Origin of the sequence: Pelagibius sp. (assembly GCF_028289705.1) — a bacterium.
Classification (GTDB): Bacteria; Pseudomonadota; Alphaproteobacteria; order Kiloniellales; family Kiloniellaceae; genus Pelagibius.
Window position 1 is genome coordinate 14,405 of sequence record NZ_JANQOI010000128.1, and the last position, 19,964, is coordinate 34,368.

The window sequence follows — 19,964 nt, forward strand, 5'->3', positions numbered from 1 at the left end:
CGCCGCAAGGGCTGGGAGCCGCGGAAATCCAGGGCTTCTGAGCGGGTTGCCGGGGCGCGCGCTGGCGCATTTCCGCCCATCCCGGTCGCCGCTGCGACAGAGCGCCGAATGCCGCGGTGCCGATAATCCGGTTCTTCCTGTTCGAGGGGCCGGAGATGGCAAGGATTTCAGAGATCGAAGACGCCCTGTCTTCCGGCGGCGGCCGGCGTGGCCGCCGTGCGGGCGGCGGTGCGGAGGCGCGGCGTGCGAAACGCGGCGGCGGAACGACACCGAAGAACCGCTACATCCAGCGGCAGATCCCGCCCTACGAGATCCTCTCCGAAGAGAACCTGACGCTGATCGAGGAGAACGCCGAAACGGTGCTTCAGGAGATCGGCATCGAATTTCGCGACGACCCCGAAGCGCTGGCGATGTGGAGGGAGGCCGGCGCCGATGTCGATGGCGAGCGCGTGCGCTTCCCCCGCGGGCTCTGCCGCAAGCTCTGCGAGACCATCCCCTCCAGCTTCACCCAGCATGCCCGCAACCCGGAGCGCTCGGTTGAGATCGGCGGCAACAACACCGTCTTCGCGCCGGTCTACGGCCCGCCCTTCGTGCGCGATATCGAGGGCGGACGGCGCTACGCCACCATCGAGGATTTCCGCAACTTCGTGAAGCTGGCCTACATGGCGCCGGCGCTGCACCACTCCGGCGGGACGGTCTGCGAGCCGGTGGACATCCCCGTGAACAAGCGCCACTTCGACATGGTCTACGCCCACCTGCGCTATTCCGACCTGCCTTTCATGGGCTCGGTGACGGCGCCGGAGCGGGCGGAGGACTCGGTGGCCATGGCGAAGCTGGTCTTCGGCGAGGACTTCGTCGAGTCCAACACGGTGATGATCAACCTGATCAACGCCAACTCGCCCATGACCTTCGACGCCACCATGCTGGGCGCGCTGAAGGTCTATGCCCGCCACAACCAGGCCTGCATCGTCACCCCCTTCATCCTCTCCGGCGCCATGGCGCCGGTGACCCCGGTGGGGGTGATGACCCAGACCCTGGCCGAAGCGCTGGCGGGCCTCGCCTTTTCCCAGCTTGTGCGGCCCGGCGCCCCCATGGTGCTGGGCAGCTTCGCGTCCTCGATCTCCATGCAGTCCGGTGCGCCCACCTTCGGCACGCCGGAGCCGGCGCTGGTGCTCTATGGCATGGCGGCCCTGGCCCGGCGGCTGGGCGTGCCTTTCCGCTCCGGCGGCTCGCTCTGCGGCTCCAAGCTGCCGGACGCCCAGGCGGCCCACGAGAGCACCCAGACCCTGATCCCGACCCTGCTGGGCGGCGTGAACTTCGTGCTGCATGCCGCCGGCTGGCTGGAGGGCGGCCTGGTGTCGTCCTACGAGAAGTTCGTCATCGATGCCGACCAGCTTGGCATGATGCAGACCTTCGCCGGCGGCTATGATCTCAGCGAGAATGGCCAGGCCATGGACGCCCTGCGCGAGGTCGGGCCCGGCAGCCACTTCCTGGGCTGCGCCCACACCCAGGCCAACTTCGAGACCGCCTTCTACCGCTCCTCCATCGCCGACAACAACTCCTTCGAGCAGTGGGAGGCCGAAGGCGCGCGCGATGCCTTCACGCGGGCCAACGCGCTCTACAAGAAGACGTTGGCGGACTATCAGGCACCGGCCCTCGATCCCGCCATCGACGAGGCGCTGCGGGCCTTCATCAAGGAACGCAAGGACTCCATGCCCGACGCCTTCGCGTGATGGCGGCCACCCCTTTGGCCCCCTGGGGCAGCCCCTTTTGGCGAATGTTCGCCCGGAGTGAAGTCTGCTAGGCTGAGCCGTCGGCAAGCGCCGGGATTACCGCGCCATGGCACAGCAGGCTTCCGTTGACGGGCGGGGCAACGTCGTCGTCCAGATCGAAGGGGACGGCAACACGGTTCTCGTGAACCTGCCGCACCTGGAACTGACCCTCTATACCCAACGCCGTCGCATCGACCTCGTGGACGGCAGAGAGTCCGAGGCCGATCTCGTCAGCCCCTATGCGCAGAGTATCGACATTCTCTGGCGCGACGAGACCATGGACGATCTTCGGCAGTGGCTCGGAAACGGCGAAGCGATCTCCCTGCGCGTGCTTGTCGGGACCGCCGGCCGCGGCAAAACGCGCCTAGCCCTGGAACTCTGCGAAGCGATGCGCGGCGAAGGCTGGCGCGCCGGCTTCCTGACCTCCACCGAGATGGCCCGCTTTCGCAACCAGCAGAACGTGCGGAGCTGGAGCTGGAACACGCCGGTCCTGATTGTCGTCGACTACGTCGCCAGTCAGGCCGAAGCGCTCCACGAGTGGCTGGTCGAACTGGCCGACAATCCGGCGCTGGGCGAAGAGGAGAGCGGTCGCAAACGTCCCTTGCGCCTCTTGTTGCTGGAGCGTCAGGCGGACCCGCGCGGCGGCTGGTGGGAAACGGTTTTCGGCCGCGGCGGTGGCGATGCCCGCGCCGTGCAGCGTCTGCTGGACCTGCCCGAGCCCATGATGCTGCCGCCCATCGACGGTGCCGAACGGCGGCGCGCGATCATCGCGGCCATGCTGGACCGCGCCGGCTGCGACGAGCGGCCGCCGGAACCCGGCGACGATGCTGCCTTCGACCGCAATCTGGCCGAACTCTCCTGGGGTGGCGAGCCGCTGTTCCTGATGATGGCGGGCCTCGCCGCCTCCCGCGACGGGCTGGCGAGGGCCCTGTCCCTCGCGCCTGACGAACTCGCCTTCGAACTCGCGGCCCGGGAGCGGCAGCGGGTATCGCGCATCGCCCGTGCCAAGCAGCTCGATGAACCTTTGGCCGAACACGTGGCCGCCGTTGTGACGCTGTGCCAGGGCCTCGACCGGGAGGCAGCCCTGGATGCCATCGAGCGGGAAAAGAAGGCCCTGCGCTATGGTGAAGCCGGTGGCGCCGTGCCTGCCGTCTACGCGGCGCTGAGCGAAGTCCTGCGACGTGAGGGGGGTGGTCTCGATCCCATCGTTCCCGATGTCATCGGCGAGGCGGTGCTGCTGCAGGTGTGGGACGGATATGACGGACGCGATGGCCTGGCTCCCGTGTTGCGCGCCGCAGAGTCCGATTCCTCCGCCGTCGCCGCCACGGTCATCAGAACCTGCCAGGACTTCGCCATCCGGGGGCATGACCGGGCGCTCGCCTGGCTGGACGGCTTGGTCGACCATGCCGGGAGCGATCCGTCCAGCCTGATGGATCTCTCCAATGCCATCCCGAAGCAGAGTCTGGTTCTGCGCCAGGTGGCCTTGCGGATCAACGAGGCCGTTCTCGACTCGCTGCCGGCCAAGGGCAAGAAGGCCCAGTCGGAGAGGGTCATGGTCGATCGTGCGAAGGCCTTCAACAACATCGCCTTCGACCTTTCCGACCTCGGGCGCCGCGAAGACGCCCTTGCGGCCGTGCGAGAGGCCGTCGCACTGCGACGCAGGCTCGCCGAAGCGGACCCCGAGGCTTTCACGCCGGCGCTTGTCGCCAGCCTCAGAAACCTCTCGTTCACTCTGTCGGAACTCGAGCGCCGCGAAGAGGCACTCGCTGCCTGCCAGGAAGCCCTGGCGTTCAGCCGGCAACTCGCTGCTGAACAGCCGGAAGCGCTCTCTTCCGAGGTCGCAAGGAGTCTCAGTTCCCTCTCCCACTGTTACAAGGCCCTTGACCGTCAGAGCGAGGCTTTGGCCGCCATTCAGGAATCGGTGGCGTTGCTGCGGCCATTGGCAAAGCGGCAACCCAGAGCATTCGAGCGCGACCTTGCGCGATCACTCAACGGCCTGGCGAACCGGCTTGCGGATCTGGACCGCTATTCGGAGGCACTGGAGGCGAGCGAAGAGGCCGTAGAGCTCGATCGATTGAGCCATATGAGGCAGCCAGAGGTCGTTGCACAGGATCTGGCCAGCAGCCTCCACATCCTTTCCCACTGTCTCGCCGACCTTGGGCACCGGGCAGAGGCGCTTGCGACATGCCAGGAGGCCGTGACGATAAGCAGAGAACTCGCCGCTGCACGGCGCGATGCGTTCTTGCCTCGTCTCGCCCTCAGCCTCGGCTCGCTGTCGCTGCGCCATGCAAACCTCAGGAGCTTCGAAGAGGCAATGCTGGCCGGTGAGGAAGCGGTGCTTCTCTATCGCGAGCTCTTCGCCAACCAGCCGGATCGCTTCAAGTCGGAACTCGCCAGGATCCTTGACAACTTCTCCACCCGACTGGCCGATCTGAATCGCCACCAGGAAGCGCTCGGCGCATGCCAGGAGGCGATTGCGCTGCTTCGCGAGTTGGACGAGGCCGAGCCGGAAAGGTCCAGGGTCGCGCTTGGCAGGAGCCTTGAGTCCCTCTCGCGCCATTTCACCGACCTCCGGCGTTTTGATGAGGCGCTGGACGCCAGCCGGGAAGCCGTTGACCTCCGCCGTGCGCTGGCCGCCGGCGGCTCCAGCAGGGCGATACGGGATCTGGCGCGAAGCCTCAGCGCGCTTTCCAGGCGTCTGGGCGATCTTGGCCGCGATGAGGATGCCCTGGCAGCCAGCGAAGAAGCGATGGCGCTGTTGCGAGACCAGGCAGCGATAGATCCGCAGGCTTACACGCGCGATCTCGCAAGGGTCCTGAGCGACCTTGCCAATCGCCAGACTCGGCTCGGTCTTCATGAGGATGCCTTGGCGGCCAGCGAAGAGAGTGTGGCGCTTCACCGCGAGCTAGCCAAGGAGCAGCCTGATGCCTCTGCCCGCGATCTTGCCAGCAGCCTGATTGCCGTCTCCGGCCGCTATGGGCGCCTGCGCCGGGTGAAGGAAGGCCTCGCGGCGTGCGAGGAGGGCGTGGCCCTCTACCGAAAACTGGTTGCTTCCCAAGAGGGCTCTGTCCGATCCAGCCTGGCCAACAGCCTGATGCTCCTATCCTTTCGCCGCCGAGATGCTGAGCTGTGGGAAGAATCGCTGTCGGCCCGCGAGGAGGCTGTGGCGATCTACCGGGACCTTGCCGAGGAGCAGCCTGCGAGGTTCCTGCCGGATCTGGCGCGAAGCCTCATCGATCTTTCGATTGGTTTGGCCGACCGACGGCGGGACGAGGATGCTTCGGCGGCCAGCCGGGAGGCGGTGGACCTGTATCGTAAACTCTCCGCCGATCAACCGGAGCAGCACAGGCCGGACCTCGCCAGAAGCCTCCGCTATCTGGCAATTCGACTGGTCAGGCTCGATCGCAGGGCGGACGCGCTGAAGGTCAGCGAGGAGATGGTCACCGTGTTCCGGAAACTCGCCGAAGAGCAGCCGGACACCTATGGTCCCGATCTTGCCGAGGCGCTCAAACGTGTCGCCGGCTTGCTGTCCGACTTCAAGCGGACCGAAGAGGCGGTCGGCGCCTACGAGGAGAGTGTGACGCTCTATCGTGAGTTGGCGGTGAATCCTTCGGTGAGATTTCGGGTCGACCGTGCCAGGGCCCTCATGGGCCTTTCGGTCTGCTATGCTGATCTTTCCCGGCTGGAGGAGGCACTCGAAGCCAGCAAGGAAGCGCTGCCGCTGCGCCGTGCGCTCACCAACGAAAGACCGCTTGTCTTCGCATCGGACCTGGCGACCAACTGCGGGTTTCATGGCGCCCTCCTGCGAAGCCTGGGACGCCTCTCGGAAGCGGGCGACTCGTTTGCCGAGGGCCTGTCCGCCATCGCTCTCTGTTTGGAGGACGACCCTGCGCACCACGGGCCACGGGCTGCCCGCCTGTTTGGCGACTACGAAGCAAGCCTGAAGGCTGCCGGCAGACAGATCGATTGGGATACGATGAGCCCGGTGATCGAGAAGCTGGAGGCACTGGGTGTGATCGACCTGGACTCAATCTCCAACTGAGGAGGCGTGAAGCTATGGTAGACATCGGCGTGTTGGCATCGACGGCTCTGGCATCGGTGCAGGGTTATCTTGGGTCGAAGGCGACGGCCTTTGCCGACGAAGCGGCGAAGGCGGTCGGCGGCAAGGTCCTGTCCTGGCTGCGGACCAAGCTCTCGGACCCCGCGGAACGAGGGGCCCTGGACAGCCTGGCGGCAAATCCCCAATCCGCGGGCGCGCAGAAGATGGTCGAAGGAGCCCTGCTGACCCGCTTGGAGGCGGACCAGGGCTTGGCCGAGGAGTTGACAAGACTCCTGGAGGCCGCCGGCCACAAGATCGAGGCGAGCCAGACGATCACCCAATCCGGTGACGGAAACCAGGCCGCCCAAGTCGCCGGAGCCGACAACGTCGTCAAGATCAATCGGGACTGAGCCTGGCTCTCGGGGCTAGCGCATTTTCGACTTTCGTCGCCTCGGCTCCGGCCCCTCCGTTTTCTCGAAGACGGCGAGGTGATCGCGCTCGAGGGTCATTGGGCCTGATTGCCATACTGCGGGACCCAGTAGAGAAGCGAGTCGGGGGTACATTTGAAGGTGCTGAAGAACTGCACGTATCCCAGCAAAACGGCAATCGACAGCAGCCCCCAGATACCGAGCCGGCGCCAGTATTTGCCGGGGTCCGGCTTCAGGCGCTCATAGGCCTCGCCACTGATCCCGGAGGCGTCCAGGGAGCGGCGGACCGCCGAGGCCCGCAGCAGTCCGCGGCCCTGCAGAGCGATGAAGAGCAGCGTGACCAACCAGAGGCCGAGCACAAGCAGCTTCCAATAGGGCGTGAGACAGGCGTCGAGGTAGTAGACGAACACGGCCTCAGAAGCCCATCTGCCTGCCGTCGGTCATGGTGAAGGGGGAGCGGTAGTCGCTGCCGGGCGAGACCCAGTAGTGGGTCGCGCCGTCGGTCTCCACGTCGTAGCAGCTCCAGCCGCCGCGCTGCCACCAGGAGCAGTACTGGTTCTTCGCCTCGTCGACCCGCCACTTGCCCTCGTCGGGGATGCCGCCCTTCTCAAGATAGACCGTCAACCCCGAGGTCGCGAAGTACTGCCGCGTGTCGGTTCCGCGCCAATTGCCGAGAGCGGTACGGCCGTCCAGCAACGTGCGGATCTCCGCGGCGGTCAACTTTTCGTCGGCCAGGGCCGGAAAAGGAAGCGAAGCGAAGACGGTCAGGCCCGCAACCAGGGCGCAAGCAATGCGGCGCATGGCCGATCCTCCTGTGTTTGGCGCCAGCATAGACCGTGAGCCGGTGAGCGCGGAAGCCGGTCCGCGTGTACCGTTCTCTGTTTCCTTCAGGCGAACGAATGAAATTTCTTTCTTACAAATGTCCATTGATTGGCGATGAGACCTCGGTCACACTGCCGGGCAAAGAGACCAACAAGCTGTCTCGGTGTGAGTCGACCTGACTGTCGGCCGGTCCCGGAACAACGGTCCGCCCGCCCGTGTTGTTGCTTTTTGAGTCGGTTCCACATCGCGTCACCCGGTCCCCCGCGGGCCGGCAGGTTGCACGATATGGCCGACCAACGGCCGACATGGGAGGAAAGACGCCAATGCTTCAGTTGAGCAAAGAAGATCTCGTCCGGGCCTATACCCAGATGCGCACGATCCGCGATTTCGAGGAGCGGGTGCATGAGGAGTTCGCCGGCGGCAGTATTCCGGGCTTCGTCCACCTCTACGCCGGTGAAGAGGCTTCGGCCGTCGGCGTCTGCATGAACCTCAACGACAAGGACAACATCGCCTCCACCCACCGCGGTCACGGCCACTGCATTGCCAAGGGCTGCGACGTGAAAGGCATGATGCAGGAGATCTATGGCCGCCGCGGCGGGCTCTGCGGCGGCAAGGGCGGCTCCATGCACATCGCCGATCTCTCCAAGGGCATGATGGGCGCCAACGGCATCGTCGGCGGCGGCCCGCCGCTGATCTGCGGGGCGGCGCTGAGCGCCAAGACCCTGGGCACCGGCGGCGTTGCCGTGGCCTTCGTCGGCGACGGCGGCTCCAACCAGGGCACCACCTTGGAGTCCTACAATCTGGCGAAGGTCTGGAACCTGCCGGCGGTTTTCGTGGTGGAGGACAACGGTTACGCCGAGTCCACCGCCTCGTCCTGGTCGGTGGGCGGCAGCCAGATCAAGCGCGCGGAGGCCTTTGGCATGGAGGGCTTCGAGGTCGACGGGCATGACTTCTTCGCGGTCTATGAAGCCGCCCGCGACGTCATCGCCAAGGCGCGCGACGGCGGCGGGCCCAGCCTGCTGCATGTCCGGCTGAACCGCTACTTCGGCCATTTCGAGGGCGATGCCATGACCTACCGCCCCGACGGCGAGGTGGACGGCCTGCGCCAGCAGCGCGACAGCCTGGCGATCTTCCGCCAGCGGGTGGGCGAGACCGGGCTGCTGGACGCCGCGGAGATGGACGAGATCGACCGTTCCGTCGCCGGCCTGATCGACGAGGCCGTCGGCGAGTCCGTGGCCGCGCCGCCGCCGACCCGCGACGATCTCACCACCGATGTCTACGTGACTTACTGAGGGGAGGCGGAAATGGCCAAGAAATCCTTTCGCCAGGCGATCAACGAAGCCCTTGCCATGGAAATGCGCCGCGACCCGACGGTGATCCTGATGGGCGAGGATGTTGCCGGCGGCATGGGCGCGGCCGGCGAGGACGATGCCTGGGGCGGCCCCCTGGGCGTCACCAAGGGGCTGATGCCGGAGTTCGGCCGCGACCGGGTGCTCGACACCCCGATCAGCGAGAGCGCCTTCGTCGGTGCCGCAGCCGGGGCGGCGGCCACGGGCCTGAGGCCGGTGGCCGAGCTGATGTTCGTCGACTTCATGGGCGTCTGCCTCGACCAGATCTTCAATCAGGCGGGCAAATTCCGTTACATGTTCGGCGGCAAGGCGGTGACGCCCATGGTGGTGCGCACCATGTACGGCGCCGGCTTCCGCGCCGCCAGCCAGCACAGCCAGTGCCTCTATCCCGTCTTCACCCACATGCCGGGGCTGAAGGTGGCGATTCCCTCCTCGCCCTACGAGGCCAAGGGTCTGCTGATCCAGGCGATCCGCGACGACGACCCGGTGATCTTCTTCGAGCACAAGGTGATGTACGACGACGAGGAGGAGGTGCCCGACGAGGCCTACACCATCCCCTTCGGCGAAGCGAACCTGACCCGCGAGGGCGACGACGTGACCATCGTCGCCATCGGCCGCATGGTGCAGTTCGCCAACCAGGTGGCCGACAAGCTGGAGGGCGAGGGCATCGGCTGCACCGTGGTCGACCCGCGCACCACCTCGCCGCTGGACGAGGACACCATCCTCGAATGCGTCGAGGACACGGGACGTCTGGTGATCGTCGACGAGGCGAGCCCGCGCTGCAACATCGCGACCGACATCTCCGCGCTGGTGTCCGAGCGGGCCTTCTCCGCGCTGAAGGCGCCGATCCGCATGGTGACGCCGCCGCACACGCCGGTACCCTTCGCTGCCGAGCTGGAGGATCTCTACATCCCGGGTCCCGAGCAGATCGAAGAGGCGGTGCGCTCGGTGATGGGAGCCCAGGCATGAGCGACGCCGCTGCCCCTGTTTCTGGCGGCGCCATTCAGGCCATCACCATGCCCAAGTGGGGCCTTGCCATGGAGGAAGGCAAGGTGAGCGCCTGGATGGCGGAGGAGGGCGCCGCCATCGAAAGCGGCGAGGAGATCCTGGAGATCGAGACCACCAAGATCACCAACGTCTTCGAAAGCCCGATCGCCGGCACCCTGCGGCGCCGGGTGGTGGCGGAGGGCGAGACGGTGCCCGTCGGAGCGCTGCTGGGCGTCGCCGCCGGGGCCGATACGCCGGATGCCGAGATCGAGGCTTTCATCGCCGACTTTCAGGCCAACTTCGTGGTCGAGGCCGCCGACACGGCCGACGCCCCGGAGGCCGAGGCGATCACGGTTGCCGGGCGCGCGCTCAGTCACCTGCGCATGGGCCCGGAGGACGGTGGGGCTATCGTGCTGGTCCACGGCTTCGGCGGCGACCTCAACGGCTGGCTGTTCAACCAGCCGGTGCTCGCCGAGACCCAGCGGGTCTACGCAATGGATCTGCCGGGCCACGGCCGCGCCGAGAAGGCCGTCGGCGGCCTCGACGTGGCCGCCCTGGCGGCGCTGCTGGCCGACTACATGGCGGCGGTGGGCACCGGCCCGGCACATCTCGTCGGCCATTCCATGGGCGGTGCGGTGGCCCTGAAGCTGGCCCTCGACAACCCGGACCTCGTGCAGCGCCTCACCCTGCTGGCGCCGGCGGGGCTGGGCCGCGAACTGAACGTCGACTATGTGAGAGGCTTTGCCGAGGCCGAGCGGCGCAAGGAGATCAAGAGCCTGCTGCAGCAACTCTTCGCCGATCCCGAACTGGTCAGCCGCGACATGGTGAACGAGGTGCAGAAGTACAAGCGCCTCGACGGTGTGAATGCGGCGCTCAGGACCCTCGCCGATACCCTCTTCCCCGACGGCCACCAGGCCCTGGTGATGAAGGACCGGCTGGAGAGCCTCGCCATGCCGGTGCAGGTGATCTGGGGCGATGAGGACTCCATCGTCCCGCCCGCCCATGCCGAAGGATTGCCCGCCAACGTGCGCCTGCAGATCCTGGAGAAAATCGGCCACATGCCCCAGATGGAAGCCGCCGGCGAGGTCAACCGCCTGATCGCGGAGTTCGGTAGCTAACTGAAGCCGCTCAGGTAGCTATTTTCTTCCAGTGTTTTTCAGCACTTGATGAGCCTGCCAACGCAACGGGTAACTTCGATCCATGGTGGATTGTCGTGATCCGCCCACTTCAATGCGCAAACTGCATCAAATCTTGTTTTGCTGCGAAGCAGATTGGATCAGTTGCATTTCAGCGATGACCATTCATGCAACGTCAGCTAGCATTCTTGTAATGGATCTATTGATTGGCGAGTGCGAGGCAAGGACCTATGGCGTTACCCGGACTCTTTATCGAGTATCTCGTTGTTGGTGCTTTGGCTTTATTTTGGGTTTTGCCTCTAGGCGGGCTGCAGGGGGCCGCCATTGAACTAAACGCCTTGCAGGCTGCTGCGTTGGTGCCGGCCATCTACGTAATTGGGATGTTTATAGACTCAGCAGCCTTTGCAGTGGTTACTTGGTTGCCGCGAAAGGGTGGTACCTACAAGGCCCGTGCTCGAAGGTTCGTCGGTTCAGACCGGGCGAGCCGAGTTGCTGACTTTTGGAAATTCGTTTGGAAAGGGTTTCCAGAACTTGAAGACCGCCGAGCCGAAGACGACAAAAACGCCGAACGTGACAAACTTGAAATCCAACTGCCGGAGAAGCTTCCTGAAGTAGCAAAGCAGCTAGAAATGCGCAGCAGCCGTGACAGGATTGCGAGGAGCTCAATTCTGAACCTTGGTCTGATTGGCGTGGTGAACCTGGTCTGCAACCCTGTGCTCGCAATATTGTGTTTTGCGCTCGCCCTTTGGGCGGTTCCGATGTGGGTTTTCTATGAAGCGAACAGTCACGGACTTAAAGAGAAGGCGCTGAAACAACTCGAACACCTGGACGAATAGTTGGAGAAATCATCCACACGCTAGCCATCGATGATTTCTGGAGCGAAGTCGCTCAGCCAGCGCCAGAGATGGTCGGCGAAGTAGGAGCGGGTGTTGATGTCGAGCGCAGGACCTTGTTGGTCTTTGTCGATCACCTGATACAAGTTGATGACCGCCAGCGACGCATAGCCGCCGTCATTGTCGAGGCTGCAGGCCTCGGTCATCCCCAGGGAGGCGGGGTTATCGGCGACGACATGTTCCTTGGCCATGGTCCAGCCGAAGTCCCGCTGCTGCAGCGCGGCATCTCGCAGCGACCCTGGATAGCGTTGTGTAAGGCGCCTTGGTAGCAGAGCGGCCGCGGCTCCCCGCGCCTGCGCAAATAGACCCGCAGGAGTCGCGATCTGCGGAATGCGCGCTGGCAATTTGACGCTAAAATCCTGCAAAATTGTGCCCGGAGACTCCGTGTCGGTCTCCACCACGTCAGCTCTGTATGGCGTTGTTTGTACAAGAAGCCTAAGGCACCAAGGGAGGTAAAGCTATGACTCTAGGCGATATTTTGCGCCTTGGCGGCCGCTGTGCCGCTGTTGTTCTTCTGGGATCGGCGGCCCTTGCCAGCGGCGCGCAGGCTCAGGAGAGCGCGGGCTCAGGTCCGACAAGCGCGATCACCTTCACATCCTGGACCGGACCCTATATGCGCAGCCAGATGCTGGGCTTCGTCCGCCCTTACGAAGACGAGACCGGTGCTCGGGTGCATGTGGAGCACTATGCCGGCGGCATCAACGAGATCCGCGACCAGGTGGAATCCGCCAATGTCGTCTGGGACGTGGTCGACCTGACCCAGGCGGACTCGCTGCGTGCCTGCAACGAAGGCCTGCTCGAAAAGCTGGACGACATCGAACTGCCCGACGGCAAGGACGGCAGCGGTTTCCGCGACGATTTCGTCGAGGGGGCGCTGAACGAATGCGGTGTCGGCGTCATCGTCTGGGCGACGGCCTTTGCCTACGACAAGGGCAGCTTCGACGGCCAGGCACCGAGCACGATCAACGACTTCTTCAATACCGATGCCTTCCCCGGCCGCCGCGCCATCCGCGACGATCCGACGGTTATCATGGAGTGGGCGCTGATCGCCGACGGGGTGGCGCAGGAAGATGTCTACAAGACCCTGGAGACCGAGGAGGGCATCGAACGCGCCCTCTCGGTGATGAATGCCATCAAGCCGGGTCTGCAGCTCTGGAGCAACGGGCGCGAACCCGTGCGCTTCCTGAACGATGGCGAAGTCACCATGTCCATGGTCTGGGCGACCACCGGGGCCCTCGCTTCGGAAGAGCCCGGCGCCGACTTCGCCATGGTCTGGAACGGCCGGGTGATCGAACTCGATCTCTTCGGGATCCCGAAGGGCAGCCGCAACAAGCAGGCGGCGATCGACTTCATCCGCTACGCCAGCAGTTCGGAGTCCCTCGCCCGGATGGTCGGCTATCTGCCGAACGGCCCGACACGGCGCTCGTCCCTGGCGCTGCTGTCGGACGAGGTGCTGGCGCGCCTTCCGAACAATCCGGCCTTCGACGACAAGATCGTGATCCGCTCGGATGCCGAGTGGTGGGCAGAGAACCATGCAGCTCTGGAAGAGGCCTTTGACGCCTGGCTCAAGGAAGCCGGCCGGCAGGGTGCTTCCGGCACGGTGCGCTGAACAAGAAAGATAAGACATAAGGAGCAAGGACCAATGAGTGACGCATCCAAAGTGTCGCCGGAAGATCTGGTTGCCAAATCTGGGCTATTCACCGGGATGAATGCCTTCATGGGCATTGCATCGATGGTCATGATTATCGGATTTGTGCTTTTCACAATTCAGGATGTCGAGTTTTCGGGACAAGTCTTTACCCGGGCCAAGGATTTCATCATCGGTGCGCTGGACTGGTTCTATGTGCTGGTGGTCAGCGTCGCCCTCTTCTTCGTGTTCTGGCTCATGGTCAGCCGTTTCGGCAGCGTGAAGCTGGGCAAGGAGGACGACGAGCCGGATTTCTCGACCTTCTCGTGGATCTGCATGCTGTTCAGCGCCGGCCTGGGCTCCGGCCTGATCTACTGGGGCGTGGCCGAGCCGATGTACCACATCCAGGACAGCCCCTTCCTCACCCGCGAAGGCATCGAGCCGGGCTCCGTAGAGGCGGCGGCCTCGGCCATTCGCGTCACCATCTTTCACTGGGGGCTGCACGGCTGGGGGCTTTATGTCCTGGTGGGCCTGAGCCTCGCCTACTTCGCCTACCGCAAGGATCTGCCGCTCTCACTCAGGGCGGCGCTCTATCCGATCCTGAAGGAGAAGGTCTACGGCCCCTGGGGGCACCTGGTCGATCTGATCGGCGTCTTCGGCACGATCTTCGGTCTCGCGACCTCCCTGGGCCTGGGCGTCGCCCCCATCGCGGCGGGTCTGGAAAACCTGGGCTGGCTGTCCAACACCACGACCAACCAGCTCATCCTGGTCGGCTTCATCACCATCCTGGGGACGACATCGGCGGCCTCCGGTGTCAGCCGGGGCGTGCGCATCCTCAGTGAGATCAACGTCTGGGCCAGCCTCGGCCTGCTGCTGCTGTTCATCGTCCTCGGACCGACCGCCTTCATCCTGGGTATGGTGATCACCGGGGCCGGCGAGTACATCTGGAACGTGATCCCCATGGGCTTCTGGATCGACGGCGAGCCGGAACGCCAGTGGCAGAGCTGGTGGACGATCTTCTATTGGGGCTGGTGGATCGCCTGGTGCCCCTTCGTCGGCCTGTTCATCGCCCGCATCTCCAAGGGCCGCACCATCCGGCAGTTCTGCTTCTGCGTGCTGCTGGTGCCGACCTCGGTGGTGGTGCTGTGGATGGGCGTCTTCGGCGGTGCCGCCGTGGGCGTCGACCTCTTCAACGCCGCCGGCGTGGTGGACGCGGTGAACAACAACTACGCCAGCGGAGTGTTCCAGACCATCGCCGGCTTCGGCTACGACTGGCTGGTCACGCCGATCACCATCCTCACCACGGTGCTGCTGATCTCCTGGTTCGTAACCTCGTCGGACTCCGGCACCCTGGTGATGTGCACCATGCTGTCCATGGGCGACGAGCACCCGCCAATCAAGTTCCGGATCTTCTGGGGCCTGACGTCAGGTGTGGTCGCCGGTGTGCTGATGCTGGCCGGTGGTCTGAACGCGCTGCAGACCGCGTCGATCGTCGCGGGCCTGCCCATTGCCGTCGCCCTGCTGGCGATGACCTACGGCATGGTGCAGACCCTGCACGAGGACTTCCCGGTCGAGGAGTTCGAGGACAAGCTCGCCTTGCGCTACCTCAATCGCTGATACCGGGGAACCGTTCTTCTCTTCGGGCCGGACCACTCCGGCCCGAAGAGGGGGGGCCGGCATTCAGGCCTCGGCGTATTCCCGCGCCGCGTCGCTGAGCCAGCGCCAGAGGTAGTCTGAGAAGGAGCGGCGGGTGTAGACGTCGAAGGCCGGCTCGTGACTCACCTGATGCAGCGTCACGGCGGTCTTGGCGAGGTGGCTTTGGGCGCAGCGGCCGGCTCCGCCGAAGACGCTCGGGTGGAGGTCCAGCGGGCAGCCCTTGGCGATGACATCGGCGGCCCGCGGCCCAGCCACTCGGATGCAGGCCAGGCTTTCGCCCACCTCCGTCACCGCAGAGTGACGGCCCGCCAGGGCCTCGCGCAGCTTGGCGGCCAAGCGGCTTTCGGCGTCCGGCTCCGCGTCGTGGTGCAGCAGCAGCCACTCGTCCGGGCCCAGCCAGAGTGCGGCCCGCCTTTCATCGCCCCTGGTGGTGTTGGGGGCCAGCGGCAGGTCGAGACCGGCGGCCAGCTTCACGGCTTCCAGAAAGCCCGGATCGTCGCTGTCGCCGCGCAGGTTCACCGCGGCCGGCAGCACCCGTTCGTGCAGCCGCACCGGCGCTTCGGCCTCGTCCGTGGCGGCCCGGCCCTCCAGGCCCAGGTGGGCCAGGGCGCTCTGTCTCAGGTAATTCTCAACCACGCATCCGCTCCCCATCCGGATCGAAGAACACGGGGCTGTCGGCGACGACGCAGGGCACCACCTTGCCGCCCTCCAGCGGGGCGAAGAGGGTCTCGCCCTTCTTGGCGAGGCCGCCCTTCACCAGCGCCATGGCGATGGATCGCCCGCAGTTCGGGCTGTGGTAGCTGGAGGTGACGTGGCCCAGCATCGGCATGGGCGGTTCCTTCAGCACCTGCTCGACGAGCTGCGCGCCCTCCGGCAGCACCTCCTCCGGGTCCTTGGTCAGAATACCGACGAGCTGCTTGCGGTCGGGCTTCAGCATGTCCTCACGCGTGAGCGAGCGCTTGCCGATGAAATCCTTGGTCTTGGAGACGATCCAGCCCATGTCGAGATCGAGGGGATTGACCGAGCCGTCGGTCTCCTGGCCGACGATGATGTAGCCCTTCTCGGCGCGCAGCACGTGCATGGACTCGGTGCCATAGGGGGTGATGCCATAGCGTTCGCCCGCCGTCATCACGGTCTGCCAGACCGCCATGCCGAAGGAGGCCGGCACGTTGATCTCGTAGGAAAGCTCGCCGGTGAAGGAGATGCGGAAGATGCGCGCTGGCACGCCGGCCACCCGGGCCGCTGTGAAGCCCATGTGGGGAAGGGCGTTGGGCGACAGCTCGGCATCGCTGATCTCGGCCATCAGCCTGCGGGCATTGGGGCCGGAGAGGGTGATGGTGGCGAACTGCTCGGTGACCGAGGTGAGGTAGACCTTCAGGTCCGGCCACTCGGTCTGCAGGTAGTCCTCCAGATGGGCCAGCACCGGCGCGGCATTGCCGGTGGTGGTGGTCATCAGAAAGTGCTGCTCGCCGAGGCGCGTGGTGACGCCGTCGTCCATCACCATGCCGTCCTCGCCCAGCATGAGGCCGTAGCGGCAGCGCCCGACGTCAAGCTTCAGCCAAGCGTTGGTGTAGACGCGATTGAGGAACTCGGCGGCATCGGGGCCCTGGATGTCGATCTTGCCGAGGGTGGAGGCGTCGAGGACGCCGAGAGACTCCCGGACGGCTTTCACCTCGCGGTTCACCGCGCCATGCATGTCCTCGCCATACTGCGGGTAGTACCAGGGCCGCCGCCACTGGCCGACGTCCTCGAAGAGCGCGCCGTTGCGCTCGTGCCAGGCGTGCATGGGCGTGCGGCGGATGGGGTCCAGCAGGTCGTCGACGTCGCGCCCGGCGAAGATGCCGAAGCTCACCGGCGTGAAGGGCGGGCGGAAGGTGGTGACACCGACCTCCGGCAGGGGGCGGCCGAAGGCATCGGCGACGATGCCGATGGCATTAACGTTGCCGAGCTTGCCCTGGTCGGTGGCCATGCCGGTGGTGGTGTAGCGCTTCACATGCTCGATGGAGATGTAGCCCTCGCGCAGGGCCAGCTTCAGGTCCGCCGCGGTGACATCGTTCTGCTGGTCGACGAAGTGCTTGGCCTTCTTGCCGAGCGGCTTGTCCGAGGGCACCAGCCAGAGCCAGCGGCCCGGCAGGAAATCGCGGTCTTCCGCCTCGGCCGCCACCGGCGCGCCGGCGTCGAAGCCGGTATCGGCCGCTGCGGCGGCCCCCGCCTCGGCGCCTTCGCCGAGGCAGGAGGCGAGGCCGAAGCTGCCATTGGCGGCCCCGGCGGAGCGCTGGCTCGCCTGCATCGCCTGGTCCGGCACGAAGCAGGCGTGGGTTTCGTCCCAGCGCAGCTTGCCTTTGGACTGGCAGAAAAGGTGGACCGTCGGGTTCCAGCCGCCGGAGTTGGCGACCAGGTCGCAGGCGATCTCCTCCACCGCGCCGACGACCCCGTCGCCTTCGGCATTGAGGTCGGCGACCCGCACCTTGCTGACCCGCTTCCTGCCCTCGGTGCCGACGATGACGCGGTCGGGCAGGATGCGCAGGCCCGCGGCCTCGGCCCGCTCGCTCAGGGGGCCGGTGGCCATGGGACGGGCGTCGACCACCGCCGCCACCTCGATCCCCGCCGCCACCATGTCCAGGGCCGCGCCGTAACCGCTGTCATTGTTGGTGAAGACCACGGCACGCTTTCCGGGCTTCACGGCATAGCGGTTGACGTAACTCTGCACGGCGGAGGCGGTCATGACCCCCGGCCGGTCGTTGTCGGCGAAGACCAGCGGCCGTTCGATGGACCCGCTGCAGAACACCGTCTGCTTCGTCCGCAGCTTCCACAGCCGGTGACGCGGCAGGTGCTCCGGCGCCTCTTCCAGGTGATCGGTCACGTTCTCCATCAGGCCGAAGAAGCCGTGGTCGAAGGCGCCGTAAGCTATGGTGCGGGTGAGGATGCGCACCCCGGGCATCTGCCGCAGTTCGGTCTCGGCGGCCCGCACCCAGTCCAGGGCCGGGTTGCCGTCGATCAGCTCCTCGCTGGCGCTGAGCAGGGCGCCGCCCAGCAGGTGATCCTGCTCCACCAGCACGACCCGCGCGCCGGCGCGCCCGGCAGCCAGCGCCGCAGCGAGACCCGCCGGGCCCGCCCCCACCACCAGCACATCGCAGTGGGCGTAGGTCTTGTCGTAGCGGTCGGGATCGCGCTGGCTCGGCGAGGTGCCGAGGCCGGCGGCGCGGCGGATGAAGTGCTCGTAGGTCTTCCAGGCACTGGCCGGCCACATGAAGGTCTTGTAGTAGAAGCCGGCGGGGATGAGGCGCGCCGCCGTCGAATTGATGGCGCCGACGTCGAACTCCACCGAGGGCCAGGCGTTCTGCGAGGCCGCGCTCAGCCCCTCCACCAGCTCCAACTGGGTGGCCTTGATGTTGGGGTCGCTGCGCGGGTCCTCGCCGACCTGGACCAGGGCGTTGGGCTCCTCCGGGCCGGCGGTGACGATGCCGCGCGGGCGGTGGTACTTGAAGCTGCGGCCCACCAGATGGACGCCGTTGGCCAGCAGCGCCGCCGCCAGGCTGTCGCCGGTCAGGCCGCGGTAGCTCTTGCCGTTGAAGGTGAAGTTCAGCGGTTTGTTGTGATCGACCTGGCCGCCGTGGGGAAGACGCATGCGTCCGGACAAGGGCCTGCTCCTCCTCAGACGTAGCGCCTGGGCTCGAGCGCCGGCGGCGGCGAGCCCATGGGATAGACGGCCAGGATTTCGTAGGTCACGGAATCGCGGGCGACATTGAACCAGCGGCGGCAGCCCTGGGCGTGGTTCCAGCGCTCCAGCACCAGGCCCTTGGGGTTGTCGCGCAGGAAGACGAACTCCGCCCACTCGGCATCGGTGAGGCTTGCCGGGTCCTTGGGCCGCTCGATGTGCGCCTCGCCGCCGTTGGAGAACTCGCTCTCGCAGCGCGGGCCGCAGTAAGGACAGGTGATCAGCAGCATGCTCGCCTCCCTAGTGCGCCACGGCGGCGGCGCCGTGCTCGTCGATGAGGAAGCCGCTGCGGAAGCGGTCCAGGCTGAAGGCGGCGTTCAGCTCGTGGGGCGCGTCGTTGGCGATGGTGTGGGCGAAGACCCAGCCCGAGCCGGGCGTCGCCTTGAAGCCGCCGGTGCCCCAGCCGCAGTTCAGATAGAGTCCTTCCACCGGGGTCTTGGAGAGGATCGGGCTGGCATCGGGGCAGACGTCGACGATGCCGCCCCACTGGCGCAGCATGCGCATGCGCCGGAACAGCGGGAACAGCTCGCAGATGGCGGCCAGGGTCTCCTCGGTCACCGGCAGACTGCCGCGCTGGCCGTAGCCGATGTAGCTGTCGACACCGGCGCCGATCACCAACTCGCCCTTGTCGGACTGGCTGATGTAGGCGTGGACCGCGCCGGACATCACCACCGTGTCGATCACCGGCTTCACCGGCTCCGACACCAGGGCCTGCAGCGGCAGGGACTGCACCGGCAGGCGGAAGCCCGCCATGTTGGCCATCACGCTGGAATGGCCGGCGGTGACGATGCCCACCTTGCCGGCTTCGATGAAGCCCTTGCCGGTCTCCACGCCGGTGACCCGGCCGTTTTCGATGCGAAAGCCGTTGACCGGGCATTCCTGGATGATGTCAACGCCCCGGGCGCCGGCGGCGCGGGCATAGCCCCAGGCCACGGCGTCGTGGCGGGCGGTGCCGCCGCGGCGCTGCAGGCTGGCGCCCAGCACCGGATAGCGGCCGCCGGCGCGCAGGTCGATGACGGGCACCATCTCCTTGATCTGCGCCGGGGTGAGGAATTCCGAGTCGATGCCGTTCAGACGGTTGGCGTTGATGCGGCGGGAGACTTCGCGCAGGTCGTGCTGGTTGTGCGCCAGGTTGAGCACGCCGCGCTGGGAGAACATGACGTTGTAGTTGAGGTCCTGGGAGAGACCCTCCCAAAGCTTCAGGGCATGCTCGTAGAGCGCCGCCGACTGGTCCCAGAGGTAGTTGGAGCGCACGATGGTGGTGTTGCGCCCGGTGTTGCCGCCGCCCAGCCAGCCGCGCTCCACCACCGCGACGTTGGTGATGCCGTGGTTCTTGGCCAGGTAGTAGGCCGTCGCGAGGCCATGGCCGCCGCCGCCGACGATGACCACGTCGTAGCGCGGCTTGGGCTCGCTGCTTTGCCAGGCCTGCGGCCAATTCTCGTGGTAGGAGAGGGCGTTGCGCAGCAGGCTGAAAACTGAATAGCGCGGTTTCATGCCCGGCCGGCGTCCCCCGTTTGACCCTCACCCCGTGGTGCGG

Annotated in this window: 16 protein-coding genes; 9 read left to right on the plus strand and 7 right to left on the minus strand. The window is 66.0% G+C overall.

Features of this window, described 5'->3' with window-relative positions; translation table 11 throughout:
• Window positions 1–155 precede the first annotated feature (155 nt).
• The 3 genes from Q0996_RS16255 to Q0996_RS16265 all read left to right on the plus strand — a co-directional run bounded on the left by Q0996_RS16255 (window position 156) and on the right by Q0996_RS16265 (window position 6,221).
• Window positions 156–1,733: a trimethylamine methyltransferase family protein gene (locus Q0996_RS16255; RefSeq protein ID WP_299621990.1), complete on the plus strand. Its 1,578-nt coding sequence runs from the start codon at window positions 156–158 to the stop codon at window positions 1,731–1,733.
• A gap of 106 nt (window positions 1,734–1,839) precedes the next feature.
• On the plus strand, window positions 1,840–5,814 hold the full coding sequence (locus Q0996_RS16260; RefSeq protein ID WP_299621993.1) for a tetratricopeptide repeat protein: 3,975 nt from the start codon (window positions 1,840–1,842) through the stop codon (window positions 5,812–5,814).
• A 14-nt stretch (window positions 5,815–5,828) separates the two neighbouring features.
• Window positions 5,829–6,221 carry a hypothetical protein gene (locus Q0996_RS16265; protein WP_299621996.1) on the plus strand — a complete coding sequence of 131 codons (393 nt, stop codon included), beginning with the start codon at window positions 5,829–5,831 and terminating at the stop codon, window positions 6,219–6,221.
• A gap of 95 nt (window positions 6,222–6,316) precedes the next feature.
• Here the strand turns inward: Q0996_RS16265 and Q0996_RS16270 are convergent, their stop codons facing one another.
• Both Q0996_RS16270 and Q0996_RS16275 read right to left on the minus strand, forming a co-directional pair.
• Window positions 6,317–6,649 carry a hypothetical protein gene (locus Q0996_RS16270; RefSeq protein WP_299621999.1) on the minus strand — a complete coding sequence of 111 codons (333 nt, stop codon included), beginning with the start codon at window positions 6,647–6,649 and terminating at the stop codon, window positions 6,317–6,319.
• A 4-nt stretch (window positions 6,650–6,653) separates the two neighbouring features.
• Entirely contained in the window at window positions 6,654–7,040 is a 387-nt protein-coding gene (locus Q0996_RS16275; RefSeq protein WP_299622002.1) for a hypothetical protein, read from the minus strand.
• A 344-nt stretch (window positions 7,041–7,384) separates the two neighbouring features.
• Here Q0996_RS16275 and Q0996_RS16280 point away from each other — a divergent pair, with 344 nt between their 5' ends.
• From Q0996_RS16280 to Q0996_RS16295, 4 genes are all read left to right on the plus strand, one after another.
• Complete coding sequence (locus Q0996_RS16280) at window positions 7,385–8,353, plus strand: thiamine pyrophosphate-dependent dehydrogenase E1 component subunit alpha (RefSeq protein ID WP_299622005.1); 969 nt, start codon at window positions 7,385–7,387, stop codon at window positions 8,351–8,353.
• A 12-nt stretch (window positions 8,354–8,365) separates the two neighbouring features.
• Window positions 8,366–9,379 carry an alpha-ketoacid dehydrogenase subunit beta gene (locus tag Q0996_RS16285; protein ID WP_299622007.1) on the plus strand — a complete coding sequence of 338 codons (1,014 nt, stop codon included), beginning with the start codon at window positions 8,366–8,368 and terminating at the stop codon, window positions 9,377–9,379.
• Window positions 9,376–10,515, plus strand: a complete 1,140-nt coding sequence (locus Q0996_RS16290) for an acetoin dehydrogenase dihydrolipoyllysine-residue acetyltransferase subunit (RefSeq protein ID WP_299622010.1) — start codon at window positions 9,376–9,378, stop codon at window positions 10,513–10,515. The genes Q0996_RS16285 and Q0996_RS16290 overlap by 4 nt, the downstream gene beginning before the upstream one ends.
• Window positions 10,516–10,763: 248 nt before the next feature.
• Window positions 10,764–11,369: a hypothetical protein gene (locus Q0996_RS16295; RefSeq protein ID WP_299622012.1), complete on the plus strand. Its 606-nt coding sequence runs from the start codon at window positions 10,764–10,766 to the stop codon at window positions 11,367–11,369.
• Between the two features lie 20 nt (window positions 11,370–11,389).
• Here the strand turns inward: Q0996_RS16295 and Q0996_RS16300 are convergent, their stop codons facing one another.
• The gene (locus Q0996_RS16300; protein WP_299622015.1) at window positions 11,390–11,827 is read right to left on the minus strand and encodes a hypothetical protein; all 438 of its coding nucleotides are present in this window, start codon (window positions 11,825–11,827) and stop codon (window positions 11,390–11,392) included.
• Window positions 11,828–12,039: 212 nt separating this feature from the next.
• On the opposite strand from Q0996_RS16300, the gene Q0996_RS16305 reads away from it, so the two are divergent.
• A complete protein-coding gene (locus Q0996_RS16305) occupies window positions 12,040–13,035 on the plus strand; it encodes an extracellular solute-binding protein (RefSeq protein WP_299622018.1) in 996 nt (331 codons plus the stop codon).
• Between the two features lie 108 nt (window positions 13,036–13,143).
• Window positions 13,144–14,670: a BCCT family transporter gene (locus tag Q0996_RS16310; RefSeq protein ID WP_299622020.1), complete on the plus strand. Its 1,527-nt coding sequence runs from the start codon at window positions 13,144–13,146 to the stop codon at window positions 14,668–14,670.
• 63 nt (window positions 14,671–14,733) lie between these two features.
• On the opposite strand, the gene Q0996_RS16315 is transcribed toward Q0996_RS16310, so the two are convergent.
• Genes Q0996_RS16315 through Q0996_RS16330 form a run of 4 tightly spaced genes read right to left on the minus strand, consistent with a single transcriptional unit; the run spans window position 14,734 to window position 19,921 of the window.
• Complete coding sequence (locus Q0996_RS16315; RefSeq protein WP_299622023.1) at window positions 14,734–15,345, minus strand: sarcosine oxidase subunit gamma; 612 nt, start codon at window positions 15,343–15,345, stop codon at window positions 14,734–14,736.
• Complete coding sequence (locus tag Q0996_RS16320; RefSeq protein WP_322096733.1) at window positions 15,338–18,349, minus strand: sarcosine oxidase subunit alpha family protein; 3,012 nt, start codon at window positions 18,347–18,349, stop codon at window positions 15,338–15,340. Before Q0996_RS16320 ends, Q0996_RS16315 begins: the two co-directional genes overlap by 8 nt.
• 14 nt (window positions 18,350–18,363) lie before the next feature.
• Complete coding sequence (locus Q0996_RS16325; RefSeq protein ID WP_299622025.1) at window positions 18,364–18,657, minus strand: sarcosine oxidase subunit delta; 294 nt, start codon at window positions 18,655–18,657, stop codon at window positions 18,364–18,366.
• Between the two features lie 10 nt (window positions 18,658–18,667).
• A complete protein-coding gene (locus tag Q0996_RS16330; protein ID WP_299622027.1) occupies window positions 18,668–19,921 on the minus strand; it encodes a sarcosine oxidase subunit beta family protein in 1,254 nt (417 codons plus the stop codon).
• Window positions 19,922–19,964 lie beyond the last annotated feature (43 nt).